This window comes from Paracoccus bogoriensis (assembly GCF_019431455.1).
In the GTDB taxonomy this organism is placed as follows: domain Bacteria; phylum Pseudomonadota; class Alphaproteobacteria; order Rhodobacterales; family Rhodobacteraceae; genus Paracoccus; species Paracoccus bogoriensis.
In genome coordinates, this window is the sequence record NZ_JAHYSR010000008.1 from 57,942 (window position 1) to 84,097 (window position 26,156).

The 26,156-nt window shown below is 67.4% G+C and carries 28 protein-coding genes, 1 tRNA gene and 1 pseudogene; 13 read left to right on the top strand and 17 right to left on the bottom strand.

Going from position 1 to position 26,156, the window contains the following annotated elements:
- Nucleotides 1–89: 89 nt before the first annotated feature.
- Nucleotides 90–1,076, top strand: a complete 987-nt coding sequence (locus KY389_RS05645) for an asparaginase (RefSeq protein ID WP_425517146.1) — start codon at nt 90–92, stop codon at nt 1,074–1,076.
- Nucleotides 1,077–1,207: 131 nt separating this feature from the next.
- On the opposite strand, the gene KY389_RS05650 is transcribed toward KY389_RS05645, so the two are convergent.
- From KY389_RS05650 to KY389_RS05670, 5 genes are all read right to left on the bottom strand, one after another.
- Nucleotides 1,208–1,966, bottom strand: a complete 759-nt coding sequence (locus tag KY389_RS05650) for a TSUP family transporter (RefSeq protein ID WP_219829879.1) — start codon at nt 1,964–1,966, stop codon at nt 1,208–1,210.
- Between the two features lie 100 nt (nt 1,967–2,066).
- The gene (gene serB, locus KY389_RS05655) at nt 2,067–2,945 is read right to left on the bottom strand and encodes a phosphoserine phosphatase SerB (protein ID WP_219829880.1); all 879 of its coding nucleotides are present in this window, start codon (nt 2,943–2,945) and stop codon (nt 2,067–2,069) included.
- Between the two features lie 123 nt (nt 2,946–3,068).
- Nucleotides 3,069–3,653, bottom strand: coding sequence for a site-specific integrase (locus KY389_RS05660; protein ID WP_219829881.1), 585 nt, complete (start codon nt 3,651–3,653; stop codon nt 3,069–3,071).
- Complete coding sequence (locus KY389_RS05665; RefSeq protein ID WP_219829882.1) at nt 3,650–3,808, bottom strand: hypothetical protein; 159 nt, start codon at nt 3,806–3,808, stop codon at nt 3,650–3,652. Before KY389_RS05665 ends, KY389_RS05660 begins: the two co-directional genes overlap by 4 nt.
- Nucleotides 3,805–4,230, bottom strand: a complete 426-nt coding sequence (locus KY389_RS05670) for a hypothetical protein (protein ID WP_219829941.1) — start codon at nt 4,228–4,230, stop codon at nt 3,805–3,807. The genes KY389_RS05665 and KY389_RS05670 overlap by 4 nt, the downstream gene beginning before the upstream one ends.
- Before the next feature lie 144 nt (nt 4,231–4,374).
- On the opposite strand from KY389_RS05670, the gene KY389_RS05675 reads away from it, so the two are divergent.
- From KY389_RS05675 to KY389_RS05685, 3 genes are all read left to right on the top strand, one after another.
- Nucleotides 4,375–5,520 carry a phosphoserine transaminase gene (locus tag KY389_RS05675; protein WP_219829884.1) on the top strand — a complete coding sequence of 382 codons (1,146 nt, stop codon included), beginning with the start codon at nt 4,375–4,377 and terminating at the stop codon, nt 5,518–5,520.
- A 117-nt stretch (nt 5,521–5,637) separates the two neighbouring features.
- A complete protein-coding gene (gene serA / locus KY389_RS05680) occupies nt 5,638–7,227 on the top strand; it encodes a phosphoglycerate dehydrogenase (protein ID WP_219829885.1) in 1,590 nt (529 codons plus the stop codon).
- A gap of 54 nt (nt 7,228–7,281) precedes the next feature.
- Nucleotides 7,282–8,013, top strand: a complete 732-nt coding sequence (locus KY389_RS05685) for a metallophosphoesterase (protein WP_219829887.1) — start codon at nt 7,282–7,284, stop codon at nt 8,011–8,013.
- Between the two features lie 3 nt (nt 8,014–8,016).
- On the opposite strand, the gene KY389_RS05690 is transcribed toward KY389_RS05685, so the two are convergent.
- From KY389_RS05690 to KY389_RS05715, 6 genes are read right to left on the bottom strand one after another with little or no spacing between them, the layout of a single operon-like run.
- On the bottom strand, nt 8,017–9,471 hold the full coding sequence (locus KY389_RS05690; protein ID WP_343222907.1) for an inorganic phosphate transporter: 1,455 nt from the start codon (nt 9,469–9,471) through the stop codon (nt 8,017–8,019).
- The gene (locus tag KY389_RS05695; RefSeq protein WP_219829889.1) at nt 9,464–9,919 is read right to left on the bottom strand and encodes an NUDIX hydrolase; all 456 of its coding nucleotides are present in this window, start codon (nt 9,917–9,919) and stop codon (nt 9,464–9,466) included. The genes KY389_RS05690 and KY389_RS05695 overlap by 8 nt, the downstream gene beginning before the upstream one ends.
- Nucleotides 9,916–10,338 carry an alternative ribosome rescue aminoacyl-tRNA hydrolase ArfB gene (arfB, locus tag KY389_RS05700; RefSeq protein ID WP_219829891.1) on the bottom strand — a complete coding sequence of 141 codons (423 nt, stop codon included), beginning with the start codon at nt 10,336–10,338 and terminating at the stop codon, nt 9,916–9,918. The genes KY389_RS05695 and arfB overlap by 4 nt, the downstream gene beginning before the upstream one ends.
- Before the next feature lie 56 nt (nt 10,339–10,394).
- A complete protein-coding gene (locus tag KY389_RS05705; protein WP_219829936.1) occupies nt 10,395–11,267 on the bottom strand; it encodes a carbon-nitrogen hydrolase family protein in 873 nt (290 codons plus the stop codon).
- On the bottom strand, nt 11,267–11,851 hold the full coding sequence (locus KY389_RS05710) for a GNAT family N-acetyltransferase (RefSeq protein ID WP_219829893.1): 585 nt from the start codon (nt 11,849–11,851) through the stop codon (nt 11,267–11,269). Before KY389_RS05710 ends, KY389_RS05705 begins: the two co-directional genes overlap by 1 nt.
- A complete protein-coding gene (locus KY389_RS05715) occupies nt 11,848–12,249 on the bottom strand; it encodes a ketosteroid isomerase-related protein (RefSeq protein ID WP_219829895.1) in 402 nt (133 codons plus the stop codon). Before KY389_RS05715 ends, KY389_RS05710 begins: the two co-directional genes overlap by 4 nt.
- A 143-nt stretch (nt 12,250–12,392) precedes the next feature.
- On the opposite strand from KY389_RS05715, the gene KY389_RS05720 reads away from it, so the two are divergent.
- Nucleotides 12,393–13,790 carry a phosphohexomutase domain-containing protein gene (locus KY389_RS05720; RefSeq protein WP_281426511.1) on the top strand — a complete coding sequence of 466 codons (1,398 nt, stop codon included), beginning with the start codon at nt 12,393–12,395 and terminating at the stop codon, nt 13,788–13,790.
- 81 nt (nt 13,791–13,871) lie between these two features.
- On the opposite strand, the gene KY389_RS05725 is transcribed toward KY389_RS05720, so the two are convergent.
- From KY389_RS05725 to KY389_RS05745, 5 genes are all read right to left on the bottom strand, one after another.
- Nucleotides 13,872–14,894, bottom strand: a complete 1,023-nt coding sequence (locus KY389_RS05725) for an aspartate-semialdehyde dehydrogenase (protein WP_219829896.1) — start codon at nt 14,892–14,894, stop codon at nt 13,872–13,874.
- 194 nt (nt 14,895–15,088) lie between these two features.
- Nucleotides 15,089–15,703 carry a glycosyltransferase family 29 protein gene (locus KY389_RS05730; RefSeq protein WP_219829897.1) on the bottom strand — a complete coding sequence of 205 codons (615 nt, stop codon included), beginning with the start codon at nt 15,701–15,703 and terminating at the stop codon, nt 15,089–15,091.
- A complete protein-coding gene (locus tag KY389_RS05735) occupies nt 15,700–16,743 on the bottom strand; it encodes a glycosyltransferase family 4 protein (protein WP_219829898.1) in 1,044 nt (347 codons plus the stop codon). The genes KY389_RS05730 and KY389_RS05735 overlap by 4 nt, the downstream gene beginning before the upstream one ends.
- On the bottom strand, nt 16,724–17,929 hold the full coding sequence (locus KY389_RS05740; protein WP_219829899.1) for an MFS transporter: 1,206 nt from the start codon (nt 17,927–17,929) through the stop codon (nt 16,724–16,726). The genes KY389_RS05735 and KY389_RS05740 overlap by 20 nt, the downstream gene beginning before the upstream one ends.
- An 88-nt stretch (nt 17,930–18,017) precedes the next feature.
- The gene (locus KY389_RS05745; protein WP_246587978.1) at nt 18,018–18,449 is read right to left on the bottom strand and encodes a hypothetical protein; all 432 of its coding nucleotides are present in this window, start codon (nt 18,447–18,449) and stop codon (nt 18,018–18,020) included.
- Nucleotides 18,450–18,630: 181 nt separating this feature from the next.
- On the opposite strand from KY389_RS05745, the gene leuB reads away from it, so the two are divergent.
- From leuB to KY389_RS05785, 8 genes and pseudogenes are all read left to right on the top strand, one after another.
- Nucleotides 18,631–19,749 carry a 3-isopropylmalate dehydrogenase gene (gene leuB, locus KY389_RS05750; protein WP_219829939.1) on the top strand — a complete coding sequence of 373 codons (1,119 nt, stop codon included), beginning with the start codon at nt 18,631–18,633 and terminating at the stop codon, nt 19,747–19,749.
- A gap of 245 nt (nt 19,750–19,994) precedes the next feature.
- Nucleotides 19,995–20,951: a DMT family transporter gene (locus KY389_RS05755; RefSeq protein WP_219829900.1), complete on the top strand. Its 957-nt coding sequence runs from the start codon at nt 19,995–19,997 to the stop codon at nt 20,949–20,951.
- Between the two features lie 47 nt (nt 20,952–20,998).
- A tRNA-Pro gene (locus KY389_RS05760) sits at nt 20,999–21,075 on the top strand.
- A gap of 258 nt (nt 21,076–21,333) precedes the next feature.
- Nucleotides 21,334–21,711 carry a DNA repair protein RecO C-terminal domain-containing protein gene (locus KY389_RS05765; protein WP_246587979.1) on the top strand — a complete coding sequence of 126 codons (378 nt, stop codon included), beginning with the start codon at nt 21,334–21,336 and terminating at the stop codon, nt 21,709–21,711.
- A 98-nt stretch (nt 21,712–21,809) separates the two neighbouring features.
- The gene (locus tag KY389_RS05770; RefSeq protein ID WP_219829902.1) at nt 21,810–23,177 is read left to right on the top strand and encodes a leucyl aminopeptidase family protein; all 1,368 of its coding nucleotides are present in this window, start codon (nt 21,810–21,812) and stop codon (nt 23,175–23,177) included.
- The gene (locus KY389_RS05775; RefSeq protein WP_219829903.1) at nt 23,174–23,986 is read left to right on the top strand and encodes a C40 family peptidase; all 813 of its coding nucleotides are present in this window, start codon (nt 23,174–23,176) and stop codon (nt 23,984–23,986) included. Before KY389_RS05770 ends, KY389_RS05775 begins: the two co-directional genes overlap by 4 nt.
- A 111-nt stretch (nt 23,987–24,097) precedes the next feature.
- Nucleotides 24,098–24,427 (top strand): transposase, encoded by a 330-nt coding sequence (locus KY389_RS05780; RefSeq protein ID WP_219829904.1) that lies wholly within the window; start codon nt 24,098–24,100, stop codon nt 24,425–24,427.
- 25 nt (nt 24,428–24,452) lie between these two features.
- A pseudogene (locus KY389_RS05785) lies at nt 24,453–25,270 on the top strand (IS5 family transposase).
- Here KY389_RS05785 and truB read toward each other — a convergent pair.
- On the bottom strand, nt 25,260–26,153 hold the full coding sequence (gene truB, locus KY389_RS05790) for a tRNA pseudouridine(55) synthase TruB (RefSeq protein ID WP_219829905.1): 894 nt from the start codon (nt 26,151–26,153) through the stop codon (nt 25,260–25,262). The pseudogene KY389_RS05785 and the gene truB overlap by 11 nt on opposite strands.
- Nucleotides 26,154–26,156: the final 3 nt, after the last annotated feature.

The window sequence follows — 26,156 nt, forward strand, 5'->3', positions numbered from 1 at the left end:
CCAAGAAAGCCCGGCCTTGCATGATCGCGCGATTGTCACCCGGCCAGATCGAACAGCGATCAGACCGCAGGTCCGGTCCGAGGATGACCATGAATGCAGCAACCCTGATCGAACTCTGGCGCGGCAATCTGCGCGAGAGCCACCACACCGGACACGCCGTCATCTGCGACCGACGAGGCGTCATCGAGGCCTGGGGAAACCCCGGCACCACCATCTTTCCGCGCTCTTCCTGCAAGATGATCCAGGCGCTGCCGCTGATCGAAAGCGGCGCGGCCGATGCAGCGGGGCTGAGCGACCGCCAGCTTGCCCTGGCCTGTGCCAGCCATTCGGGCGCACGCATCCATGTGAAGGCCGTGCAGGACTGGCTGGCCGGGCTTGGCCTTGGCGATGACGACCTGCGCTGCGGCAGCCACATGCCGCAGGACCGCGACGAGAACCGCCGCCTGATCTGCGCAGACGAGCCCCCCTGCCAGTGCCACAACAACTGCTCGGGCAAGCATACGGGTTTCCTGACCCTGAACCGGCATCTCAGGGGCGGGCCGGATTACGAGAAGGTCGATCACCCGGTCCAGCAGGCCGTCCGCACCGCCTTTGAAGAGGTCACGGGCCAGACCAGCCCGGGATACGGAATCGACGGCTGCTCGGCCCCGAACTGGGCCTGTTCGCTCGAGGGGCTGGGCCGCGCGATGGCGGCCTTCGCCACGCCCGGCACCGATCGTCGCGGCCAGGCGATGCGGCGGCTGGTCGATGCGATGCGCGCGCACCCCGAGATGGTCGCAGGCGAGGGCCGGGCCTGCACCACGCTGATGCGCGCCTGCGGCGGCGCCGCGGCGCTGAAGACCGGCGCCGAGGCCGTGTTCGTCGCCATCCTGCCCGCGCAAGGTCTGGGCATCGCGCTGAAGATCACGGACGGGGCGACGCGGGCCAGCGAGGCCGCGATCACGGCGCTTTTGCGGCATGTCGGCGCGCTGGCCGCCGATGATCCGGTGATCGCGCGCTTCCTGCCGCAGCCGGTGCGAAACTGGCGCGGCATCGCCACGGGCGATCTGCGCTGCGCGCCGGGTTTTCCTGGCTGATGGTGGAGCTGCGTCATGAAATCGTTGCGCTTTGATGCTCTGATATGCGCCGGGCGCCCCCCGCGCCCTGACTGTCCCGTCCCGCCTCAGGATCCGGCGCCCCTTGGCAGAGGCGGCGCCGGAAGCCGGGTTCAGATCATCTGCCAGATCAGCCGCAGGGCCAGCGCAGTCGAGGTGACGACCAAGAGCGGCTTGATCAGCCGCGCGCCCACCCGCGATGCCGCCCGCGCGCCCAGCACCGCGCCCAGGATCTGCGCCGCGCCCATCATCAGACCGATCAGCCACAGGGGCTGGCCGACGGCCGCGAAGGCGATCAGCCCGCCGATATTCGAGGCGAAGTTCAGCAGCTTGGTATGCGCCGTGGCCTTCAGAACGCCGTAGCCGGCCAGCGTCACGAAGGCGATCATGTAGAACGACCCCGCCCCCGGTCCGATCAGCCCGTCATAGAATCCCACCAGCGGCACCGCGAACGCGGCGAATGCCCATGGCGCCATCCGGCGGACGCGGTCCAGATCATTCAGGCCGGGCTTCAGCGCGAAGAAGGCCGCGATGCCGATCAGCACGACCGGCAGGACCAGCCGCAGCCCGTCGGTCGGCACGCTGCTGATCAGCACCGCCCCCGCCGCGCCCGCCAGTCCCGCGATCAGAGCCAGCCCCCACTGGGCCCGCAGATCGACCAGCCCCTTTGCCGCATAGCTGATCGCTGCCGTCGCCGCGCCAAAGGCGCCCTGCACCTTGTTCGTGGCCAGGGCCTGCGCAGGCGGAATACCGGCCAGCATCAGGACCGGCAGGGTGATCAGCCCCCCGCCGCCTGCGATGGCATCGACAAAGCCTGCCGCGAAGGCCGCACCCAGCAGCAGGAGAATCAGGTCGATCGTGATTTCGGGCATGGTCGCCTTTCAAAGAAGGGGGCACCGTGGGGCTTCGCGCCCCACACCCTCGCGGGACATCTGGACCAAGGCAAAGGGCTGGTCCCGTGCGCTGTGGCCGTCAGGGAATGACAAATTCGTCGGCGCGGTAGCCCTGAAGGTAGAGAAGCGCGGTCAGGTCGCCGTGATTGATGCGAATCGGTGCCTGCGCGGCGACGGTGGGCTTGGCGTGAAGCGCCACGCCCACCCCGGCCAGCTGGATCATGCCCAGGTCGTTGGCGCCGTCCCCGACCGCGATCGCGTCTTCGGGGGTGGTGCCCAGCCGTGCAGCGATCTCGGTCAAGGCCTCGACCTTGGCTTCGCGGCCCAGAACAGGCAGGGCGACGTGACCGGTCAGCACGCCCTCTTCGGCCAGAAGCGTGTTGGCGCGGTGTTCGTCGAAGCCGAGTTGCCGGGCAACCGATCCGGTGAAGGCGGTGAAGCCGCCCGAGACCAGCGCCGCATAGGCCCCGTTGGCGCGCATCGTGGCGACCAGGGCCGCACCGCCGGGGGCCAGCGTGATGCGCGTGGCCAGCACCTCGGCGATGGTGGATTCGGGCAGGCCCGCCAGCAGCGCGACGCGTTCGATCAGCGCTTCGTGGAAGTTCAGCTCGCCATTCATCGCACGGGCGGTGATGTCGGCGACCCGCGGTCCCACCCCCGCCAGATCTGCCAGTTCGTCGATACATTCCTGCTCGATCACGGTCGAATCCATATCTGCGATCAGAATGCGCTTGCGTCGGCCCGCCTTGTGCTGGATCGCCATGTCGATGCCGATGGACTGGAGATCCTGCCAGACCTGCTGGCTGTCCTCGGGTGCCCGGGCCAGGTCGAATTCGGCCGCGATTCCCTGGGCCAGCCAGCGCGGCGCGTCTCCGCCCCATCGCGCGGCAAGGCCCGCGGGCAGGTCCGCATCGAGATTGGCGGCGCGGGGCGATGCGATCAGCGAAACGGTGAACATGCGCGGCATCCTTTGTCAGCACGGGCGGCGTCGGCCAGACGGGTCTAGGGCAAAGTCTTTTCTTGCGCCAGAGCGGGGGTTATCTGCGGCGGCGGGACACCCTTTCTCATCGAAGGGTCATGTTCACGCCATCTTTCTTTTGGACTGAATCGTATCGGCGTCTCGTCCGATCGGCCTTGCGACGAGTTTTGCGGCAAAGATGGCGTCGGCGATCATGCGATCCTTGATTGCGTGGGGGTCGTGTCCGAGGACGATACCCGCGTCTTTCCCACCGCCCATTTCGGCCAGGCTCCTGGTGTCCCATCCGGCGTGCAGCATCGCCGTGGCAAAGCCGTGACGGCGTCCATGCAGGGTAGTCCCCTTGATGCCCGCACCGCGAACAACGCTTTCCGCAGCGTTCGAGGTGCAGAGGCACGCACACCAGGACAAGGTCGCCGCTCCCCTTGATCCGCTGCACAAGCGCCGGGCTTTCCCGCCGCATGGCTTCCTCGCGGTTGAAGATGCCGCTGCCGCCCTCTGCCGCGATGTAGAGAACGGGGCCAAGTTTCTTTTCCCCGTCAGGGACGCGGTGCCCGTGCCAGTCGGCCCCTGCCGCGACATGGAACGCAAGGTCCATTGCAAAGCAAGATCCCTTGCAAAGAAGATCTTGGTGGCGTTGCTTTCACCAATGACCACGCTGAACGCGCCGCGATCTAGCCAGCCCTTCACCAGGTAACGGCATTGAGCGAAGGCTTGACGCGATCCAGCGGGCGGAACGCCGCCGCCAGATCGCCAGCGCGCCCGACAATAGCAGAGGCGCGGTTGAAGCCTGTTTCCGCACGGTGTTGCGCGTCCTGCGCCCCAAGGTTGGCAAATGCGTTCATGCGTCTGTCCCCCGTTGCACGTAGTTCAGGAAGGCCGCGCGATCCGCCACAGAGAGCCGGTTGAAGCAGGCAAGCGCATAGGCTTTGCGCTCGGCGGTCGAGGCCATGTCGGCCCAGAACGCCGCCTCGGCCATTACGCCGTCAAAGGCGGTGATCGGCTGGCCGGGTCGCAGAGCCTCGATAAACCGCTCCATCAAAGGAACGCGGTCTCGCGGGTCGCAGTCCAGAACGGCGGTCAACAGCGCCCTTGCGGAGACCTCCCGGTGAATGTTGACATTATTATCAACCCAATCCAGCCAAGGGCTTTTCGTCAGCTTCGGTTGCGCCCGCCTGCGCGCCGGGGTTTTCGTTTTCCCGCGCAGGAACGTGAACGGAACACGCTGTGTCAGATTTGTGCCACGGTTGCCCGCAGGTTCCGGCATCGTTCTGCACCGTCGTTCTGCACCGTCACGCGCGGACCGGCACGGCCCGCACCAATGGCACTTGCAGTCTTTTCAGGGGAAGCGTATGCCCCGCAGCGGGACACCCCTCCCCAACGAGGGGCTTTTAGCTGGAAGGCTAGTCACATGACCGATCATGCGATCCCGGCTGCGCGGCCGGAAAATCCGCGTTTCTCCTCGGGCCCCTGTGCCAAGATTCCCCGTTATTCGCTGGACATGCTGTCGGACGCGCCTCTGGGCCGCTCGCATCGCGCAGCCATCGGCAAGGCCAAGCTGGCCGAGGCCATCGACCTGACCCGCGAGGTCCTGTGCGTTCCGGCCGATTACCGCATCGGCATCGTTCCCGGCTCTGACACGGGCGCGGTCGAAATGGCGATGTGGAGCCTGCTGGGCGCGCGCGGTGTCGAAATGCTGGCCTGGGAGAGCTTCGGCGAGGGCTGGGTTACCGATGTCGTGAAGCAGCTGAAGCTGGATGCCACGGTGCGCAAGGCCGATTATGGCAAGATCGTCGATTTCACGCAGGTCGATTTCGACAAGGATGTGGTTTTCACCTGGAACGGCACCACGAGCGGTGTCCGGGTGCCGAATGGCGACGCAATCCCTGCCGATCGCGCGGGCCTGACCATCTGCGACGCGACCAGCGCGGCCTTCGCCATGGACCTGCCCTGGGACAAGCTGGATGTCGTGACCTTCTCCTGGCAGAAGGTGCTGGGCGGAGAGGGCGCGCATGGCGTGCTGATCCTGTCGCCGCGCGCCGTCGAGCGTCTTGAGACCTATACCCCTGCCTGGCCGCTGCCCAAGATCTTCCGCCTGACCAAGGGAGGAAAGCTGATCGAGGGCATCTTCAAGGGTGAGACGATCAACACGCCCTCGATGCTGGCGGTCGAGGATTACCTGGTCGCGCTGAAATGGGCGCAGTCGATCGGCGGGCTGCCGGCTCTGATCGCGCGGGCCGATGCCAATGCCGCCGCCGTGCGCGACTTCATCGCGGGCAGGGACTGGATCGCCGATCTGGCCGAAGATCCGGCGACGGCCTCGACGACCAGTGTCTGCCTGAAGTTCACGGATCCCGCCATCAAGGACGGCGCCGCCTTTGCAAAGGCAGTGGCCAGGCGGCTGGAAAAGGAAGGCGTCGCGCTGGATGCTGGCGCCTATCGCGACGCGCCGGCCGGTCTGCGGATCTGGTGCGGATCCACGGTCGAGACCGCCGATGTGGCCGCGCTGATGCCGTGGATCGAGTGGGCCTATCGCGCCGAACTGGCCGCACAGTGATCCGTCAGGTGCCGGGGGGCTTTGCGCCCCCCGCACCCCCCGCAGGGTATTTTTCCAACGAAGAAGCCGGACGTCAGCGTGGCCAGGCCCGGACGTTCCCAGACAAGGATGAATGACATGCCGAAGGTTCTCGTCTCTGACAAGCTGTCGGAAACTGCCGTCCAGATCTTTCGCGATCGCGGCGTCGAGGTGGATTACCTGCCCGACCTGGGCAAGGACAAGGAGAAGCTGGCCGAGGTGATCGGGCAGTATGACGGGCTGGCGATTCGCTCGGCGACCAAGGTGACGGAGAAGCTGCTGGAGCGCGCGAGCAAGCTGAAGGTGATCGGCCGCGCCGGGATCGGGGTGGACAACGTGGACATCCCCGCTGCCAGCAAGAAAGGCGTCATCGTGATGAACACGCCCTTTGGCAACAGCGTCACCACCGCCGAGCACGCCATCGCCCTGATGTTCGCGGTGGCGCGTCAACTGCCTGAGGCCAACGCCTCTACCCATGCCGGGAAATGGGAGAAGAACCGTTTCATGGGGGTCGAGCTGTTCAACAAGACGCTTGGCGTGATCGGGGCGGGCAATATCGGTTCGATCGTGATTGACCGGGCGCTTGGGTTGCACATGAAGGTTCTGGCCTACGATCCCTTTCTTTCGGAAGAGCGCGCCAGGGAAATCGGTGTGACCAAGGTCGAGCTGGACGAGCTGCTGTCCAGGTCCGATTTCATCACACTCCACGTGCCCTTGACCGAAAAGACCAAAAACATCCTGTCGCGCGAGGCCATCGCCAGGATGAAACCTGGCGTGCGGGTCATCAACTGTGCCCGTGGGGGTCTGGTCGATGAGGAGGCGCTGGCCGAGGCGCTGAAAGAGGGCCGTGTCGCCGGAGCGGCCTTTGACGTCTTTGCGGTCGAGCCCGCGACCGAAAGCCCGCTGTTCAACCTGCCCAACGTGGTGGTCACGCCCCATCTGGGCGCCTCGACAACCGAGGCGCAGGAAAACGTCGCCTTGCAGGTCGCCGAGCAGATGTCCGATTATCTGCTGACCGGCGCGGTGCAGAACGCGCTGAACATGCCCTCGGTCACGGCCGAGGAGGCCGCGATCATGGGCCCCTGGATCAAGCTGGCCGGGCATCTGGGCGCTTTTGTCGGGCAGATGACCGATGAGCCGATCAAGGCGATCAACGTGCTCTATGACGGTATCGCCTCGGAGATGAACCTGAATGCGCTGAATGCTGCCGTGATCGCGGGCGTGATGAAGGCCACGAACCCGGACGTGAACATGGTCTCGGCCCCGGTCATGGCGAAGGAACGCGGCGTGCAGGTCTCGACCACCACGCAGGACAAGGCGGGCGTCTTCGAGGGTTACATCAAGGTCACCTGCGTCACCGAAACGCGAGAGCGCTCTATCGCGGGGACGGTGTTCAGCGACGGCAAGCCGCGCTTCATCCAGATCCGCGGCATCAATGTCGATGCCGAGGTCGGACGCCACATGCTTTATACCCGCAACAGGGACGTGCCCGGCGTGATCGGTGCGCTGGGCTCGATCCTGGGCAATCTGGGCGTGAACATTGCGAATTTCACGCTTGGCCGGGCGGCCAGCGGCGGGGATGCGATCGCGATTCTCTATCTGGATGAGCCTATCAACGACGAGGCGCTGGCCGCGCTGGAAAATACCGGCAAGTTCCAGCAGGCCCGCCGGTTGCAGTTCGAGATTTGACCTCGGCACCGCGCCTCGTCATCAAGGGGCGCGGCACAGGCTTTGGGGGGCGACATGCGGCTTTACGCCATCGGCGACATCCACGGGCATCTGGACAAACTGCTGGAGGCCCATGACCGCATCCAGACCGAAGCGGGGCGCAACGCCGTCATCGCGCATGTTGGCGACCTGATCGACCGGGGCCCTGATTCGCGTGGTGTGGTGGAACATCTGATACGGGGCCGTGATGCAGGGCGCCCCTGGATCGTGGTGCGCGGCAATCATGACCGTTTCCTGCCGGCCTTTCTGGAACGGCCGGACTGGGTCGATCCGGGGCTGAGTTCAGGCCAGCACTGGATTGACCACCCCGGTCTTGGCGCGGCCGAAACGCTGGCATCCTACGGGGTCGATCCGGGCCTGGATCGCGCGGATCTGATGCGCGAGGCGCAGCGCGCCGTGCCTGCCGATCATGCGCGCTTTCTGGCAAGCCTGCCCTTGTGGCACCTGCATCCGCTGGCCCTGGTCGTTCATGCCGGAATCAGGCCGGGCGTCGGCTTGCTGGATCAGGTCGAACAGGATCTTGTCTGGATCCGAAAGGGCTTTCTGGGCAGCGACACGGATTTCGGCCCGCTTGTCGTGCATGGCCATACTGCGCTGGACACGGCCACCCATTACGGCAACCGGCTGAACATGGACGGCGGGGCAGGCTATGGCCGCCCTCTTTGCGCTGCCGTGATCGAGCCCTGGGGTGCGCATCTGCTGACCGCCAGGGGTCGCGTGCCCCTGGCGCCCGAAAGCGCAGCCTGAGCCTCAGGCACCCGACAACAGCAGCGTCAGCCACGAGGCTGCGCCGCCCAGAAGTGCCGTGACCGGCAGCGTGACTGCCCAGGCGGCGAGGATCGTGGCCACATGGCTGCGGCGGATCAGGCGGCGGCGGCTTTGTTCCTCTTCGGGAAGACCAGGGCGCGCGGCCTCGCGGCGGCGGCGATCCTGCCATTCCCGGGCAAAGCCAACGCCAAAGACGCCGCCCACCGCCACATGGGTCGTCGAGACCGGCACCCCGGTGCCCGAGGCCCCGATCACCACGATGGCCGTCGCCAGCGTCACGCAGAAGGCGCGGCCCGCATTCAAGCGGGTGATGCCGCTGCCGACCATGCTGACCAGCCGCGCGCCGAACAGCATCGTGCCAAGCGCGATGGTCATGCCCGCCGCCAGCAGGACAGCGCCCGGCACCAGGCCGTAGCCCCCGGTCCGCGCACCGCCCAGGATGACCGAGAGCGGCCCGGCGACATTGCCGACATCATTGGCGCCATGCGCGAAGCCCATGATCAGGACCGAAACCAGCAGCGCGGGGCGCAACAGCGTCTTGGCGGCAGATTTGCCATCGCGCGCGATCTCTGCCGTGATCCGCCCGAAGGTGGTGATCCAGCCGATGCCACCCGCCAGCACCGCCAGCGCGAGGCCCAAGCCGCCACGATCGAGTCCCAGACCCAGAAGCCGCATCAGATAGATGGTGAACAGCCCGCACATCAGCGCGACCATCCCCGGCAGCCAGAGACGAGCCGCACGGGCGCGGTCCGGCGCCTCAAGCACCTTGTGGCGCAACAGCATCACCAGCGCCCCGGCCAGAAGCCCCGCCAGAACCGGCGCCGCCACCCATGTCAGGGCGATCCGCCCGATCGCGCCCCAATCCACGCCCGCGAATCCATAGGCGGCCGTCCCCGCCCCCGCGATGCCGCCGACGATGGAATGCGAAGTGCTGACCGGCAGGCCGATGCCCGTGGCCAGTGTGATCCAGCAGGCCGCCCCGGTCAGGGCCGCCAACATGACCAGCGCGCCGGTTCCCGACGCCTCCAGCACGGCCGGGTCCACGATGCCGCCCGCCAGGCGCTGCGCCACCGCCCCACCCGCAAGGACCGCGCCCGCGATCTCGGCCAGGGCCACCAGGATCAGCCCCGGCACCAGCCCGATGGCCCCCGCGCCAACCGCCGGGCCAAGCGAGTTTGCAACGTCGTTCGAGCCGATCGCCAGACCCAGCCAGGCAGCGACGACCAGACCGGCGCCCAGCCAGACATAGGCCGCACCCGCGCCCGACAGACCGACCGCCAGCAGGATCAGCGCGACGAAGGCCAGCACCATCAGCCCCAGCCGCCAGACCGGGCGCATGGCGTGAAGCTGCGCGGCCTCGGCATGGGTGATGCGGCCCAGATCCTTGTCCAGCACGCGGAATTGCCCGCCGCGGCGGCCCGGCTGCGGCTCAGCCACGGGAAACCGGCGGCAGAGCCAGCAGGATGCGTTTCAACCCCGGCTCAGCGACCATCCGGGCGGCATCCTCGGGGGCGAACCAGCGGCGGCGGCGCTGGCAGGCTTCGGGGAAATCCTCGACCGCCTCGGTCACGTCCAGCAGGAAGACCCGCGTCTCGACAGGAATGGCAAAGCCTGCGTCCTGCGTCTTGTCATAGCGATAGCGGCCTAGCTCGGCGTTATGGACATGCCCACGCAAGCCGGCCTCTTCCCAGGCCTCTTGCGCGGCGGCCCCCGACAGGCTGCGGCCCGCCATTGGCCAGCCTTTGGGGATCACCCAACGGCCTGTATCGCGACTGGTCACAAGCGCCACATCCCCCGAAACCGGATCACGGCAGACCGCGCCGACCTGCATCGCAGGGGGGCGGCGACCAAGAACCAGTCTGAGCGAGCGGACCAGTGCGTTCATTCCTCGTCGTTTACCTTTCCGCGCAGTATCTTGATGCCGCTTCGTACAGCCTTGGCCTTGAGCCTGCGCCTCTGGCTGCCCAGCGTGGGGCGTGTGGCGATGCGGCGCTTGGGTTGAACCGCAGCCCGCCGGATCAGTTCCGCCAGCCTTTCGCGCGCAATGTCCCGGTTGCGCGCCTGACTGCGAGTGTCCTGCGCCAGGATCACTATGGCACCGTCCTGCGTCCAGCGGCGGCCCGCCAGATGCTTCAGCCGCCGCTTGACCGGATCGGGCAGGTTCGGGGAACGCGCCGCCTCGAACCGCAATTCGACGGCGGTTTCGACCTTGTTCACATTCTGCCCGCCCGGTCCCTGCGACCGGGTGAATTGTTCCGACAATTCCCATTCCGCTATCGCGATCTGATCGGTGACGTGAAGCATATCCGACGATATGTCGGTCCCGAATCCCAGTTAAAGCGCTTTTTGCGAATTCAAGATTAATTCTCTGGCACTTGGCGCAGAACGCGGCAGGCTTTCTGCTCGGGCCAATGGGCAAAGGGCAGGACGGCGCCTTCGGTCCGGCTGCGGCGGATGCGCGCGGGGTCGATGACGGCGCGAACCCAGCCGGGGGCGTCCATCGCACCTTCGGCGATGATGCCGGTTTCGGGCCAGAACCCGTCAGGCGGGCCGTAGATCGCAGCGCGGCCCCGGTTCTCGTCCAGAGCGGGCATCCAGGCGCAGGCGCCCACGGTCGGCGCCTGAACCACGACGCATTGGCTTTCCAGCGCGCGGGCCATGGCGCCGATCCGCACGCGGTTGAAGCCCGCGACCGTGTCGGTGCAGCTGGGGACCAGCAGGATCTCGGCCCCCGCCTCGGCCAGGGCGCGGCCCAGCAGCGGAAATTCGCTGTCGTAGCAGATCAGGATGCCGATGCGGCCAAGCGCGGTGTCGAAGACGCGCAGGCCCGGCGCGCCTGCGACATGCCATTCCTCGCGCTCGAACCGGGTCATGATCTGTTTGTCCTGATGGCCGATCCGGCCCTGCGGCCCGTAGAGAACCGCGCGGTTGAACGGCCGCCCGGACCCGTCGAAGACCGGCCCCGAGCCGGCCAGAATGTGACAGCCATGCCGCGCGGCCAGTTGCAGGTGCAGCGCCTCGACCGCCGGCCAGTGGCGGGCGACCTCGTGCAGACTGGCCTGAAGATCGGCCGCGACGGCCGCCCCGCCAAGCGAGGCCAGCTCCATCGCGGCATATTCGGGAAAGACCAGCAGATCGGCATCGGCCTCGGCCACCCAGGCCGACAGCTTGCGGGCATAGGCGTCGAAATCGGGCATGAATTCGACGGGATAGGCAGCAGCGGCAATGCGGATCATAGCGAGCGCATCCAGAATTGCAGGTCTTTCGTCGTATCCGAGGGCTGATCCAGGTCGCGCCACACGAAATGCGCGACCACGCCCGGCAGCGGTCGATAGCCGCGCCGCCTCCAGAACCCGTCCAGCGGGCGGTAATCGGCCGGTCTTGCGGGATGGTCCGCAGGCCGGATCACGCTGCAAAAGGCCGACCAGCGCGCACCAAGCGCACGGGCATGAGCCTCGCGCGCGTCAAAGAAGGCATGGCCCAGCCCCTGCCCGCGATAATCGGGTAGCAGCACCGATTCCGCGCAATAAAAGATCTGGTCCAGCGGTTCGGGTCGGTCGGCGAAGGCGGCAGCGAAATCGGCGGCGTGATCGGCCATCGGCGCGCCCGTCGCCGCCCCCACGATGCGCCCGTCATCCACCGCAACGACCACCACCGCACCGGGCGAGAGATAGGCGCGCAAATAGTCCCGTTCGTAGTCCAGCGTCCCGCCATAGAGATAGGGAAAGTCGCGAAAGACCGTGATCCGCAGGCGGGCGACATCATCCAGCGCCTCGGCCAGGGCCGTGCCGGTCAGGACGCGGGTCGTGACGCTCATCCGCCGACCTGCCGGATCCAGTCGGCCAGGTTGTAATAGGTCGTCACCCGCGCGATGCGACCATCGCGGATGGTGAAGAACGCGCCGGCAGGCAGACGATAGGTCTGGCCATCGGCCGGGGGCAGCCCCTCGTCGGTTTCCAGATAGGTGCCGTTGACCACGAATTCCGCCGCCGCGCGGTCCCCCGCCTCATTGGCGAAGACGACGATGTCGGTCAGCGTCTCGCGGTAGCAGCGGGTCATGTGCGCGTTGAAAGCCGCGAACAGGTCGCGCCCTTTGCGGACCTGGCCCTCGTTGACGTGATGCTCGACCTCGTCATGCAGCAGGTCCAGCATCCGGTCGGTCTGGCCCGCGTTGAAGGCGTCGTAATAGGCGGTGATCAGTGACTTGGCGTCCATCGTGAACTCCTTTTCCGGTGGGTCAGCCTAGCGGCCTTTCGCGCCGGGGTCACGTCGGCCGAAAGGCTGAGCCCCCGGACGCCTTGCAATCCCGAGTGAAGCTGTTAGCGCTAGGGTTGATTGACCAGCGAAGGGGTTCTTCAATGAACGAACGGGATCAGATGGGCAGGCGCGAAATCACCTGTTTCAAGGCGTATGACGTGCGCGGAGAACTGGGCAAGAACCTCGATCCCGACGTGGCCTATCGCATCGGACGCGCCTTTGCGCAGGCCCGCGCCGCCAGGCGCGTGGTCGTGGGCCGCGACAGCCGCGAAAGCTCGCCCGAACTGGCCAAGGCGCTGATCGAGGGCCTGACCGACGGCGGCGCGGATGTGCTGGATCTGGGTCTGGCCGGCACCGAAGAGGTCTATTTCCACACCGGCTTTCACAACACCGATGGCGGGATCGAGGTGACGGCCTCGCATAATCCGATCAATTACAACGGCATGAAGATCGTGGGTCGGGGCTCGGCGCCGCTGGACCCGGCGACCGAACTGCCGCCGATCGTCGAACTGGCGACCTCGGGCGATTTTGCCCCGGCAAGCAAGGGCAGCGTGACCGATTTCAGCCATGCCCGCGCCGAATATGCGTCGCGGATGGCGGATTTCGTCGATGTCTCGGCGCTGAAGCCGATGAAGATCGTGGTGAATGCCGGGAACGGCACGGCCGGCCCGACCTTTGACGCGATCGCCGCCGAGCTGGAGCGTCGGGGCGCGCCGTTGACCTTTGTGCGGATGCACCACGATGTGGACAGCAGCTTTCCGAACGGTATTCCGAACCCGCTTCTGCCCGAGAACCAGCCTCCGACCGCAGCCGAGGTCAAGGCGCAAGGCGCCGATCTGGGCGTGGCCTGGGACGGCGATTTCGACCGCTGTTTCTTCTTCGACGAGGATGGCCGCTTCATCCCGGGCGAATATATCGTGGGCCTTCTGGGCGCCGCGTTTCTGGAGAAGTCGCCGGGCGAGAAGATCGTCCACGATCCGCGCGTCATCATGAACACCCGCGCCATGATCGCCGAGGCGGGCGGCCAGGCCGTGGTCAGCAAGACCGGCCACGCCTTCATCAAGCGCAAGATGCGCGATGTCGGCGCGATCTATGGTGGCGAGATGTCGGCGCATCACTATTTCCGCGATTTCTACTATTGCGACAGCGGCATGATCCCTTGGCTGCTGATGATCGAGCTGCTCTCGCGCAAGGGCAAGACGCTGGCGGAATTGCTGTCGGAACGGATGCGGCTCTACCCCTCCTCGGGCGAGACGAACTATCATATCGACGATCCCGATGCGGCGATCGGGCGTGTGATCGCCGCCTATGAATCGCGCGCGGACAGCCGCGACGATCTAGATGGCGTGTCGCTGGATTTCGGAACCTGGCGCTTCAACCTGCGCAAGTCGAACACCGAGCCGGTGGTGCGCCTGAATGTCGAGGCCGACGGCGATGCCGCGCTGGTGGCCGAGAAACAGGCCGAACTGGCCGCCCTGTTGAAAGGCGAGGCCGCCTGAGAGGCGTTCGCAAGGGTCGAAACGAAAACCGCCCGCGCCTTTCGGGGCGCAGGCGGTCATCTTGCTCGAAGATCTGGGAAATCAGCCTTTTTTCAGAACCTTGTTGCCCAGCAATTCCGCGATCTGCACCGCGTTCAGCGCCGCACCCTTACGCAGGTTGTCGCTGACGCACCACAGGTTCAAGCCGTTTTCGACCGTGCCGTCCTGACGGATGCGGCTGATGAAGGTCGCGTAATCGCCCACGCATTCGATGGGCGTGACGTAGCCGCCGGGCTCGCGCTTGTCGATGACCAGGATGCCGGGGGCCTCGCGCAGGATCTCGCGGGCTTCGTCCTCATCCAGAAAATCCTCGAATTCGATGTTCACCGCTTCGGAGTGGCCGACAAAGACCGGAACGCGCACGCAGGTCGCCGTGACCTTGATCGCGGGGTCGAGGATCTTCTTGGTCTCGACCACCATCTTCCATTCTTCCTTGGTCGTGCCGTCATCCATGAAAACGTCGATCTGGGGAATGACGTTGAAGGCGATCTGCTTCTGGAACTTTTTCGGCGCGACCTCCTGACCGGGCACATACATGCCCTTGGTCTGGTCCCACAGCTCGTCCATGCCATCCTTGCCGGCGCCGCTGACCGATTGATAGGTCGAGACCACCACGCGCTTGATCCGGGCGCGGTCATGCAGCGGCTTCAGCGCCACCACCATCTGCGCCGTCGAGCAATTGGGGTTGGCGATGATCATCTTGTTCTTGTAGTCGTGGATCGCATCCGGGTTCACTTCGGGGACGATCAGCGGGATCTGCGGGTCGTAACGATAAAGCGAGGAATTGTCGATCACGACGCAGCCCGCCGCCGCCGCGCGGGGCGCGTGCAGCTTGGTCGCGTCCGAGCCGATGGCGAACAGCGCCATGTCCCATCCGGCGAAGTCGAATTGCTCGATATCCTGAATCTTCAGGGTCTTGTCGCCAAAGCTGACCTCGGTTCCCTGGCTGCGGCGCGAGGCCAGCGCGGCGATCTCATCCACCGGGAACTGGCGCTCGGCCAGGATGTTCAGCATTTCGCGGCCCACATTGCCCGTGGCGCCCGCGACGACGACTTTGTAACCCATTTCGGGGGGACTCCTTTTCTTGCGGTCGGGGGCGTTTAGCGCAAAACCGTGCGCAATGCCAGTGCGCGTTGCATGGGGTCTTGCGCAACACTCTTGCGCGGCCACCGGAGGGTGGGTCTTGAAATGCCGGGGAATTCGGCCGCATCGCGGGATGCGCAGCGGATCGGCCCGGCTGCGAACATCGCGCGCGGGGATCAGATCAGGCGCAGCCGCGGATCGGAAGCGACAAGGCCGCGAACCCATGCACCCTCGGCCCCGAAATCATGAGGCACCTGCGCAGCGGTGCGGCGACCTGACAGCGAGAGGCTGGCGAAGAAGTCGAACCCGTAGAGCGTCAGCGATGCCAGGGGCGCGCGCAGGCACAGGTCGATCATCAGCGCGCCCGTCGTGGGGGGCGCGCCAAGGCGGGCGGCCAATGCGCGGTGGTCGGCCTGCGGATGCAGGTAGAAGCCGGGCGAGGTCGCGCTGCGCCAGTCCAGCCGCTTGCGCTTGGGCGACATCCACAGGATCCGCGCCGGGTCCAGCCTTGCGCGGTCGGCATCGCCAAGGCGCGTGGCCAGCGCCAGCCAGTCGGTGCGGGTGCCGTGGCTGGCGGGGTCGGGCATCGGCGCGCGGTTGATGCGGATCACCAGATCGGCGGCGTCGATGGCCGCGCCGTGGCGTGTCCGTGCCAGCGCGCGGGCGTTGCCGATCAGCGCGACATGGCGGTCGGCCAGCGCCGCGAGCAAGTCGGATTGCGGAACCGAGAGCGCGGCCAGAGGCGCTTCGGCCCGCAGGGTGCGCGCGAGCAGAAAGCCCAGCCGCGTCACGCCAGCATCCGGCGGTAGAGGTCCACCAGCGCCTGCGCCTCGGCCTCGATGGCGTGGTTGGCGGTGACGTGGGCGCGAGCGGCCTGACCGGCCTCGGCGCGGGCCGCGTCGTCATCCAGCCAGCGCGCCAGAGCCGCCGTCAGGGCCGGGGCGTCGCCCGGCGGAATCAGGCTGCCGGTCTGGCCGTCGCGGATCAGCGTCTCGTAGGCGCCGACGCGGGCGGCGACAGTCGGCACGCCGCAGGCCATCGCCTCGAGCGGGGTGAGGCCGAAGCCCTCCCACCGCGCCGGGGCGGTGAACAGGTCCAGCGCCTGATAGTGGCGCACGACCTGATCCCAAGGGAGTTCGCCCAGAAAGCGGATGCGGTGCTGCAGCCCGGCCTGGGCGATCCGCGCCTTCAGCGCGTCGGCAAAGCCCTGCTGGTCCTGCGTGATCCGGCCCGTCATCAGGATCTGCGCGCGGGGCCGGTCGGGCAGCAGGTCCAGCCCCGCCTGCACCAGAAGGTCGATCCCCTTCTGCGCGCGGATGCGGCCGAAGCAGCCGATCAGCAGCGCGTCAGGGTCAAGGCCCAGCTCGCGGCGCAGGGCGGCGCGGTCGGGGGCGGGCTGGAAGACCTGCGTATCGACGCCGTGCAGGATCACCTGCGCGGGGCGTTCCAGATAGCTGGCCGCCTGTGGCGAGGTCGCCACCAGCGCGTCCTGTTGCCGGATCAGCCAGCGGGTAAAGCCCGTGTGCCTGCGCTGCGCGGCGGATGTGAAGAGCAGCCGGTATTTGCGCCGCAGCACATGGCGCAGGATCAGGCCAAGCGCCATTTCGGTGTTGCGCCGGGCGTGCCAGACCCGCCAGCGGTCGCGCGGGATCATGGCGGCGCGCATCAGCGGGATATGCGGCAATTCGGGCGGCAGGCCCGGCCCGGTCGCGGCGATGGCGATCATGCGCGCCTGCACCGGGATCAGCCGCACCACGGTCGCGGTGACGCCCGACAGGCGGCGCTTGAGGTTCGGGGCGACGATCAGCGGATCAGGCGTCGGGTCGGGCATCCGGGCGGGCCTCGGGGGTGCGGAAGTAGAACAGGAACCCGACCACCAGCGGGATCAGGAAGAACAGCCACAGCATAGAGAAAGCCTGCGCGGGGGGATAGGCCGCCTCGGCCGCGTAATAGACCGGACGAGAGGCGAATTGCATCGCCCCCACGCCTCCGATCGAGAACATGTTGAGGAAGGTCACGCCCCGCCCCACCAGATGCGGCGGCAGAAAGGACCGGCCATGCGCCATCAGCAGCGGATAGGCCGCGCCCGAGACACCCACCAGCGCCAGAAGCGTCACGGCAAGGCCGAGGCTGGGCTGCGGCACCAGCCACATCGCCGCCATCACCGCGATGGTGGCGGCGGTGAACAGCAGGATCGTGCGGCGCAGGCTGCCGATGATCCGCGCGGCGGGACCGACGAGGAAATTGCCCAGCACCATCGCCAGACCCATGGCCAGCGTCGCATTACCGATCGTGCGCGGATCGGCGGAAAAGACCTGATCCAGCCACGGCGCCGCCCAGAGACCGCGAATCGCCCCCGCCGCCGCGTAGTTCACCGCCAGAAGCGGCAGGATGAACCACAGCGCGCGCAGGGCAAGGATCTCGCGCAGCGAGCCCTTGGGCTGGTCGTCGCCCAGCCGCGCCGGGTCGCGCACCGTCCGCGCGATCATCAGCGCCACGCCCAGCGTGATCGCGACCAGCAGCCACAGCGTCGGGCGCCAGTCGATCGCCTCGATCACCCAGACCAGCGGCGCGGCGCCGAGGATGTTGCCCAGCGAGCCGAAGCCCACCACCGCCCCCGCCAGCGTCCCGAAGGCCGAGGCCGGGTATTCGCGCGCCAGGATATAATAGGACGCCATCAGCACCGGCGCGCAGCCGATCCCCAGAAGCGTCAGCGCGACATGCAGGTGCCAGGGCGCGGTGGCCAGGGCGAAGACCGTCGCGCCTCCGCCGCCGCCCAGGGCCAGCATCAGCGCGCAGGTGCGGCGCGGGCCGTAGCGGTCCAGCGCCTGCCCGACGGGGATCTGCATCAGTGCGAAGGCGATGAACCACAGGCCCGAGGACAGGGCCAGATCGCCGGGCGTGGCGCCCAGCTGGTCCTGCAGCACCGGCGACATCACCGCCAGGAAGGCGCGATAGAACTGGCTGAGCATGTAGGCCAGCACAAGGCTGACGATTCCGGCCGTGACGAGTGGCATGTAGTCCTCCGTTCCCCGGCCGCAAGCTGCGCCAAGGAGCGGAAAGCTGCAAGATGTGCAATTTCCGCCGCCCGGTGGGCGGGGCGGATCAGCCCTGCGCGGGCGTGGTGGCGCCGCCCATCGATTCCAGCCGCTCGATCAGCGGCGTCAGGGCCGGGCCGCGCGTGGCGCAGGCCTGCGGGTCGTCCATCACGCTGTAGGCGGGGCGGAAATATTCGCGGTCGTAATCCAGCGGGTCCAGCCCCAGCCGCGCGATCAGCCGGTCCGATGTGCCGTTCAGCAGCTGCCATTCGCCGTCGCTGACGGCGTAGTCGGGGCAGTTCTCGCTGATCACGTTCGCCTCGGCCAGTTCGCGGATCAGGTCGCGGGCGGCCTCGTCCGACAGGTCCGAGACATCGGGCAGCGGCACGACAAGCCGGTCGCCCGGCACGCCGTCGGCGCCCTGAGACAGGGCCTGACCGGCCAGCAGGAGACCGCCGGCCAGCACGGTTCCCAGCATGATCGCATCCCAGGTCTTCATCGCATTCCCCCTCTTGCGGTCGGTGCGCGGCGCAAGGTCGCCTTGCCGGCGGCCGGGTGCAAGGCAACTCGGCGTGAGGATGGCCGTGAACTTGACCCAATCGCAACGCTTGTCTAACCCGATCCTGCGCCGCACCTGGCGGCAGAAGACCCGCGCCAATCCGGCGCCCTCTGGAGGGTTCATGTCCGACCGTTATTCGCTTCTCATCCTGCCCGGCGACGGGATCGGCCCCGAAGTCATGGCCGAGGTCGTCAAGGTCATCGACTGGTTCAAGACGAACCGCGCCATGCCGTTCGACATCCAGCATGGCCTGGTCGGCGGCTCGTCCTATGACGCGCATGGCACGCCCCTGACCGACGAGACGATGGCGCTGGCGCAGTCGGTGGATGCGGTCCTTCTGGGCGCGGTCGGCGGTCCGAAATACGACGATCTGGATTTCGCGGTGAAGCCCGAGCGCGGCCTGCTGCGCCTGCGCAAGGAAATGGACCTGTTCGCCAACCTGCGCCCGGCCCAGTGCTTCGACGCGCTGGCCGATTTCAGCAGCCTCAAGCGCGAGGTGGTCGCGGGGCTGGACATCCTGATCGTGCGCGAACTGACCTCGGGCGTCTATTTCGGCACCCCGCGCGGGATCGAGGCCGATCCGACGCCGGGCAATGAGGGCGGCCGCGTCGGCATCAACACACAGCGCTACACCTCGGGCGAGATCCGGCGCGTCGCCCGTGCCGCCTTTGAACTGGCCGCCAAGCGTCGCGGCAAGGTCTGTTCGATGGAAAAGGCCAACGTCATGGAATCGGGCATCCTGTGGCGCGAGGAAACGCAATGGGTGCATGACAACGAATACAGCCAGATCGAGCTGTCGCACATGTATGCCGATAACGGCCTGATGCAGCTTGTCCGCAAGCCCGCCCAGTTCGACGTGATCCTGACCGACAACCTGTTCGGCGACCTTCTGTCGGATGCGGCGGCGATGCTGACCGGATCGCTGGGGATGCTGCCCTCGGCCAGCCTTGGCGCGCCGATGGCCAATGGCCGGCCCAAGGCGCTGTACGAACCCGTCCACGGCTCGGCCCCCGACATCGCGGGTCAGGGCAAGGCGAATCCCATCGCCTGCATCCTCAGCTTTGCGATGGCGCTGCGCTATTCCTTTGCCGAGGGCAAGGCCGCCGATCAGCTGGAAGCCGCCGTGCAGACGGTTCTGGCCGAGGGCGTCCGCACCGCCGACCTGATGGGCCCCGAAGGCGGCCAGCCGGTCAGCACCTCCGAGATGGGCGACCGGATCGTGGCGGCGCTGTCGGCCTGATCGTGGCTGCCTGATCGTGTCGGGCTGATCGTGTCGGACTGATTGCCTAGGGCTGATCCTGTCGGCGCGGCCTCGGGGCGCGCTGGCGGGGCTGGCCGGGTCAGGCGGCGGCCCGGCAGGCCCCGCAGGCCACCGGCGCCGCAACCGGACGCGAGGCCCGACCGACTGGATTCCCGGTCTCTGCAGGATTGACAATTGCGGCACGGATGCCTTGTGTTGGCGCCAACAGCGACATCGGAGGGACCATGGCCGCGAACAACCTGCGCGGCGCCGCACTGGCGCTTTTGGCGATGGGGATCTATGCGACCCATGATGTCGTCATCAAGGCGCTCGGCAGCACCTATCCGCCGCTGCAGATCCTGTTCTTCTCGTCGTTGCTGTCCTTTCCGCTGGTGACGCTGGTCCTGCTGCGCGATCCCAATCCGGGCACGCTGCGCGCGGCCAATCCGGGCTGGGTGGCGCTGCGGACGGTCTGCGCGGTGCTGGGCGGCATGGCGGGGTTCCATGCCTTCTCGAGCCTGCCTCTGGCGCAGGTCTATGCGATCCTGTTTTCCATGCCGCTGCTGATCACGGTCCTGTCGATCCCGCTGCTGGGCGAGCGCGTGGGCCGGCATCGCTGGTTCGCCGTGGCGCTTGGGCTGGTCGGCGTGCTGATCGTGCTGCGCCCGGGCGCGCAGGCCCTTTCGGTAGGCCATCTGGCGGCGCTTCTGGCTGCGCTGACTGGTGCCACGGCGGCGGTGATCATCCGCAGACTGGGCGGGACCGAGCGGCCGATGGTGCTGATGATGTGGCCGATGCTGGCCAATTTCGCCGTGACCGGCGCTTCGCTGGGCTTTGCCTATCAGCCCATGACCGCGGGCGCGCTGGCGCTGAGCGGCGCGATCGCCGCGATGGGGCTGGCGGCGGGCTTTCTGCTGATCCTTGCCTATCGCGCGGGCGAGGCTGCCATGGTCGCGCCGATGCAATATTCCCAGATCCTGTGGGCCACGGCCTATGGCTGGTTCCTGTTCGGGGAATCGGTCGATCTGCCGACGATCCTGGGCATCGCGGTGATCGTCGCCTCGGGCGTCTATATCGTCTGGCGCGAGCGGCGCGGCGGCAACTCCGCCAATAGCCCCGTGATCGAGACCCGGATGCGAAGCGAGACCGTGACCGCCCCCAAGACCACGATCCTGCAAAGATTGTGGGGTCCGCGCGGCTGAGGGGCTTGCATTCCCCCCGGGCTTTCGCTACCTGCCCAAGACACGGTCGGAGCGTAGCGCAGCCTGGTAGCGCACCTGCTTCGGGAGCAGGGGGTCGGAGGTTCGAATCCTCTCGCTCCGACCATGATGACCGCCGCGCGACGGTCACTCCCATTCCCGCCATCTCCTGATGCCATCGCGCCGGTCCGAGGCGCGATCATCCTTTTCCGCCCTCCTCCTCTCTCGGGGTGAAACCCCCTGGACGATCCTGCCGTATCTCTTCGGGCTTGGTCCGCTCATTGCTGCAAATTCGACGCGTTTCGGCGATGCCGGGCAAGGCTTTCTTCATGGCTTCCGGGCAGTTTCGGCGGGCATGCAGGATCAGGACGTTGGAGAAATGGGGATGGCGCAGGTGACGACGCTGGCCATGTGGGAACAGGTTCGGGTGGACACGCGGCGCGTGGCCACCATCGTCAACGAGCTGGGCGAGACCTCGGCCCGCAACGTGATCGAACTGGCGCTTGAACAGCTGGCGACGAAGCTGACGGCGGTGGATCAGGCCCTGCGTCAGGGCGATCTGGCCCAGGCGGCATCCGATGCCGAACGGGTCGCGCGGCTGGCATGGCAGATCGGCCTTCTGTCTCTGGCAGGGGTCGCGATGGATCTGGGCTCTTGCGCGGACCGGGGCGACCAGGTGGCGCTGGCGGCGGTGCAGGCGCGGCTGATGCGGGTCGGCAACCGCTCGCTGACGGCGATCTGGGACCGGACCGCCTTGGCCTGAATAGGCCGCCTGCAGGCTGCGGACTGGGGGCAATGGGGGGGGGTTGCAGGCCATGGCGCAGGCTGTAACCTTGCGCCGAACCGCGAACGGAACCGATGATGACCCCTGAATTCGCCCCGGCCTCGGCCGATACGCTTCCGCTTTGGCCCTTGTGGAAAGGGCAGGATCTGCCGTCCGAGGCTGGCGACTGGCCCCGCGCCTGCGGCTTTTCCGCCCGCGCGGGCGAAATCTGCCTGCTGCCCGGCGCGGATGGCGGGCTGGCGGGCGCGCTGCTGGGCCTGGGCGATCAGGCGCAGGCCGGGCGAGAGCGTTTCGCGCTGGCCCGCGCCCATGCCCTGCCCGCGCGGGATTGGCACATTGCCGCCCTGCCCAAGGGCCTCGACCCCGAGGAATCGGCCTTGGGCTGGCTTCTGGGACAATACCGCTTCACCCGCTACAAAGGCAGCCCCACGCCCGGCCCGCGCCTCGTCTGCCCCGAAGGGCTTGATGCCGACAGGCTGGTCGCCATCGCCTCGGCCGAGTTCCTGACGCGCGACCTGATCAACACCCCCGCCAGCGACATGGGCCCCGACAAGCTTGAGGCCGCCGCCCGCGCGCTTGGCAACAGCATCGGCGCAAGGGTCGAGGTGATCTGCGGCGCGGCGCTTGCCAAGCAGAACTTTCCGCTGATCCATGCGGTCGGCCGCGCCTCGGCGGTCGAACCGCGCCTGATCGACATGCGGCTTGGCGACGACGGACCGCTGCTGACCATCGTGGGCAAGGGCGTGTGCTTCGACACGGGCGGGCTGAACCTCAAGCCCGGCGCCTCGATGGGGCTGATGAAAAAGGACATGGGCGGGGCGGCGACGGCGCTTGGCCTGCTGAAGATGCTGGCCGCGACGGGTGCTGCGGACCGGATGCGCGTTCGGCTGCTGATCCCGGCGGTGGAAAACAGCGTGGCAGGCAATGCCTTCCGCCCGGGCGACGTGCTGGCCAGCCGCAAGGGGCCAAGCGTCGAGGTGAACAACACCGATGCCGAGGGACGGCTGGTCCTGGCCGATGCGATGGCCTACGGGGCCGAGGAAAGCCCCGACCTGATGATCACGCTGGCCACGCTGACGGGGGCGGCGCGGGTGGCGCTTGGCCCCGATCTGCCACCCTTCTACTGCGACGACGACGCGACGGCCGAGGCGCTGCAACAGGCCGGGATGCGTGTCGGCGACCCGATCTGGCGGATGCCCTTCTGGGCGCCCTATGAATCGCAGATCGAACCGGCCATCGCGGATCTGGACAACGCGCCCTCGGGGGGGATGGCGGGCTCGATCACGGCGGCGCTGTTCCTGCGCCGCTTCGCCGAAGGCGCGGGCCGCTACGCGCATTTCGACATCTATGGCTGGCAACCGACGGCAGCGCCAGGCCGGCCCAAGGGCGGCGTGGGCCAAGGGGCGCGCGCGATCCTGGCGGCGCTGCCCCGGATCATCGCATGAGCGACCGCCGCCTGACCCCCGCCACCGACCGGGTGGCGCTAAGCCGCCTGCGCGGCGTGCTGGACCGCCCGGAATGGACGGATGGCCAGCCAGCCCGCATCGCCCGCCCGGTCACGGACCTGCTGGCCCGACCGTGCGGGCCGCGCGACCGCCAGCTGCTCTGGGGCGCGGATGTTACCGTGATCGAGACACGGGGCGATCACGCCTTCGTTCAGTCAAAGGCCGACGGCTATTGCGGCTGGATCGACAACGCGGCGCTGACCGCCGACCTGCCTCCCCTGACGCACCGGGTCACGGCGCCGGCCACACATGTCTATTCCGAACCCGACATGAAGACGCGCGAAATCTGCAGCCTGTCGATCGGCAGCCGCCTGGCCGTCATCGCCACGCACGACGGCTTCGCGGCCCTTGCCACCGGCGGATATGTGCCCGTCCAGCATGTCGGCACGGACCCGGCCCCGGACCCGGTTCCCATCGCGGAAAGCCTGCTTGGCACGCCCTATCTCTGGGGCGGCAACAGCCGGTGGGGAATCGACTGCTCGGGCCTGGTGCAGATGGCGCTGACCGCCTGCGACCGTGCCTGCCCCGGCGACAGCGACCTGCAGCGGGCGGCTTTCCCGCCCATCGACAGGATCGAACGCGGCGACCTGCTGTTCTGGCCGGGTCATGTGGCGATGGCCGTCTCGGCGGACATGATGATCCACGCAACCGCTTGGGCCATGGCCGTCATCCACGAGCCTATCGTCAGCGCCATGAACCGGATCGAGGCCGCAGGCCAGGGCCCCTTCCTCGGCGCGCATCGCCCCTGACGCCCCTTCGCCTTGGCGCAAACATCCCGGAGGGGGCGCGGAACGCGACGGGGGGGACAGCGCCCTCCCTTGCCGGCCTCGTTGTTCAGTCCTGTCATCTGCTGGGTCGTATTGACGATCAAGCGGTGCTCGCTCTCGGTTGCCTCACAGATCATGTCGATCCCGAGCCGCAACGCCATCGAGAACAGCGCGGCCAGGATTCTCGAAGACCATCCCGGCGATCGGTTGCTGCGCTCACTTCCGGGCATCGAGCCTGTCAACGCGCTGGCCATGCTGGCCAAGGCCGGGGACTTCCAGCACTTGCGCAATCACCGCCAGTCCCCGAAGTTCTGGGGGAATGGACCTGTCCCCGGTGCCGTCAGGCCATTTCCGCAGCCGCAGCAGGGTCTTGAACTCGGTTCTGTCTGCATTCATGTGACCCCCTTGTGGGGTGAGTTCTGATTCAGGATCGAAACCGGAGGCGATCTTGAGCAGACGGCCATTGACGGACGCGCAATGGGCCCAGATCGAGGGGCTTCTTCCGGGCCGTGAGGGGCTGCCGGGGCAGAGCGGAGCGGACAATCGGCTTTTTATGGACGCGGTGCGTTGGCTGGCACGGACAGCCGCGCCTTGACGCGATCTGCCGCCTGAGTTCGGCAAGTGGACCGGCGCGCAGGCTCGCTTCCGACGCAGGGCGCTGGCAGCGGTATGGGAGCGCCTTGTCCATGAGTTGAGCGCGGACCCCGACTTCGAATATGCCCTGATCGACAGCACCATCTGCAAGGGTGCGCCAATGGAACGCCAATGGTCCAAGTGACATTGGCGAACGCAGATGCGACGGGCGGAAGGGGGGACGCAGGCTCACGGGATCGGGCGTCGCGTGGTAGCCTGACGACCAGGATCCACGCCGCCGTCGATGCGCTAAGGCTGCCGGTGCGACTGCTCCCGACGGCGGGCCAGCGCAGTGACAGCCCGCAGGCTGCCGCCCTGATCGACGGGCTGGACGATGTGGGTCATGTCATCGCCGATGCAGCCTTATGACTCGGGCGCCTTGCGCAAGAAGATCGAAGGAGAACTCGGGGCACAGGGCCCCATCCAGGCCACCCCGTCCCGCGCGATCAAGCCTTTCCTCGATCCCGACCTCTATGCCAAGCGTCACAAGGTCGAAAATTTCTTCCAACGGATCAAACGCTTCTGCCGCATCGCCCTGCGCTGCGAGAAAACGCTCGCCGGCTTCATGGGCTGGTCTTCCTCATCTCAGCCCTCGATTGGCTCAGGTGGATGAAGACGGAACCTAGAGGTTGAACACGCGCTCGGGCTGGACCATGCCACCCTGATAGCGCCCGATGCAGACCGGCCCGGCAGGGTCCGAGACCCAGACCAGCTCGCCCCATTCAGCCCCACCCGTCACCTGACCGGGATTGCCGTTCCGGATGCGGACCGCGCCTTCGGGCGTGGCGCGCAGCATCGGCAAGTCGCTCAGCCCGGTCTCCAGCGGTTTCAGCTGCGTCTGAAGCCAATCCTGCGCCTCGCGGTCCACGCGGTCGAAATCGACGCCCTCGGTCGCGTCGAAGGGGCCGGACCAGGTGCGGCGCAGATGCGCGACATGGCCCAGACAGCCAAGCGCGCGGCCCAGATCGCGGGCGATGGACCGGACATAGCCACCCTTGCCGCAGACCATCTCGAATCGTGCCGAACCCTCGGCCACTTCCAGCAGGGTCAGGCTCTCGACCCAGAGGGGGCGGGCGGCCAGTTCCATCTCGACCCCCTCGCGGGCCAGGTCATAGGCGCGTTCGCCTTCGACCTTGACGGCGGAAAAGGCGGGGGGAACCTGCATGATCTCGCCGGTGAAGGCGGGCAGCGCCGCCTCGATCGCGGCGCGGTCGGGGCGGGCATCCGCGCGGCGCACCACCTCGCCCGAGGCGTCGTCGGTCGTCGTCTCGGCGCCCCAGATCACGGTGAAATCGTAGCATTTCAGCGCATCGGTGACGATGGGAACAGTCTTGGTCGCCTCGCCCAGGGCCACGGCCAGAACGCCGGTCGCATCCGGGTCCAGCGTGCCGGCATGACCCGCCTTTTTCGCGTCCAGCGCCCAACGCACCTTGGCGACCACGGCGGTCGAGGTCACACCTGCGGGCTTGTCCACGATCAGCCAGCCATTGATGTCGCGACCCTTCCTGCGTCCCATGTC

Coding starts and splice junctions, on each gene's coding strand:
- KY389_RS05645 (WP_425517146.1), top strand. CDS start 90: ATGAATGCAGCAACCCTGATCGAACTCTGGCGCGGCAATCTGCGCGAG.
- KY389_RS05650 (WP_219829879.1), bottom strand. CDS start 1,966: ATGCCCGAAATCACGATCGACCTGATTCTCCTGCTGCTGGGTGCGGCC.
- serB (WP_219829880.1), bottom strand. CDS start 2,945: ATGTTCACCGTTTCGCTGATCGCATCGCCCCGCGCCGCCAATCTCGAT.
- KY389_RS05665 (WP_219829882.1), bottom strand. CDS start 3,808: ATGAACGCATTTGCCAACCTTGGGGCGCAGGACGCGCAACACCGTGCG.
- KY389_RS05670 (WP_219829941.1), bottom strand. CDS start 4,230: ATGCCGGAACCTGCGGGCAACCGTGGCACAAATCTGACACAGCGTGTT.
- KY389_RS05675 (WP_219829884.1), top strand. CDS start 4,375: ATGACCGATCATGCGATCCCGGCTGCGCGGCCGGAAAATCCGCGTTTC.
- serA (WP_219829885.1), top strand. CDS start 5,638: ATGCCGAAGGTTCTCGTCTCTGACAAGCTGTCGGAAACTGCCGTCCAG.
- KY389_RS05685 (WP_219829887.1), top strand. CDS start 7,282: ATGCGGCTTTACGCCATCGGCGACATCCACGGGCATCTGGACAAACTG.
- KY389_RS05695 (WP_219829889.1), bottom strand. CDS start 9,919: ATGAACGCACTGGTCCGCTCGCTCAGACTGGTTCTTGGTCGCCGCCCC.
- arfB (WP_219829891.1), bottom strand. CDS start 10,338: ATGCTTCACGTCACCGATCAGATCGCGATAGCGGAATGGGAATTGTCG.
- KY389_RS05710 (WP_219829893.1), bottom strand. CDS start 11,851: ATGAGCGTCACGACCCGCGTCCTGACCGGCACGGCCCTGGCCGAGGCG.
- KY389_RS05715 (WP_219829895.1), bottom strand. CDS start 12,249: ATGGACGCCAAGTCACTGATCACCGCCTATTACGACGCCTTCAACGCG.
- KY389_RS05720 (WP_281426511.1), top strand. CDS start 12,393: ATGAACGAACGGGATCAGATGGGCAGGCGCGAAATCACCTGTTTCAAG.
- KY389_RS05725 (WP_219829896.1), bottom strand. CDS start 14,894: ATGGGTTACAAAGTCGTCGTCGCGGGCGCCACGGGCAATGTGGGCCGC.
- KY389_RS05735 (WP_219829898.1), bottom strand. CDS start 16,743: ATGCCCGACCCGACGCCTGATCCGCTGATCGTCGCCCCGAACCTCAAG.
- KY389_RS05740 (WP_219829899.1), bottom strand. CDS start 17,929: ATGCCACTCGTCACGGCCGGAATCGTCAGCCTTGTGCTGGCCTACATG.
- KY389_RS05745 (WP_246587978.1), bottom strand. CDS start 18,449: ATGAAGACCTGGGATGCGATCATGCTGGGAACCGTGCTGGCCGGCGGT.
- leuB (WP_219829939.1), top strand. CDS start 18,631: ATGTCCGACCGTTATTCGCTTCTCATCCTGCCCGGCGACGGGATCGGC.
- KY389_RS05755 (WP_219829900.1), top strand. CDS start 19,995: ATGGCCGCGAACAACCTGCGCGGCGCCGCACTGGCGCTTTTGGCGATG.
- KY389_RS05765 (WP_246587979.1), top strand. CDS start 21,334: ATGGCGCAGGTGACGACGCTGGCCATGTGGGAACAGGTTCGGGTGGAC.
- KY389_RS05770 (WP_219829902.1), top strand. CDS start 21,810: ATGACCCCTGAATTCGCCCCGGCCTCGGCCGATACGCTTCCGCTTTGG.
- KY389_RS05775 (WP_219829903.1), top strand. CDS start 23,174: ATGAGCGACCGCCGCCTGACCCCCGCCACCGACCGGGTGGCGCTAAGC.
- truB (WP_219829905.1), bottom strand. CDS start 26,153: ATGGGACGCAGGAAGGGTCGCGACATCAATGGCTGGCTGATCGTGGAC.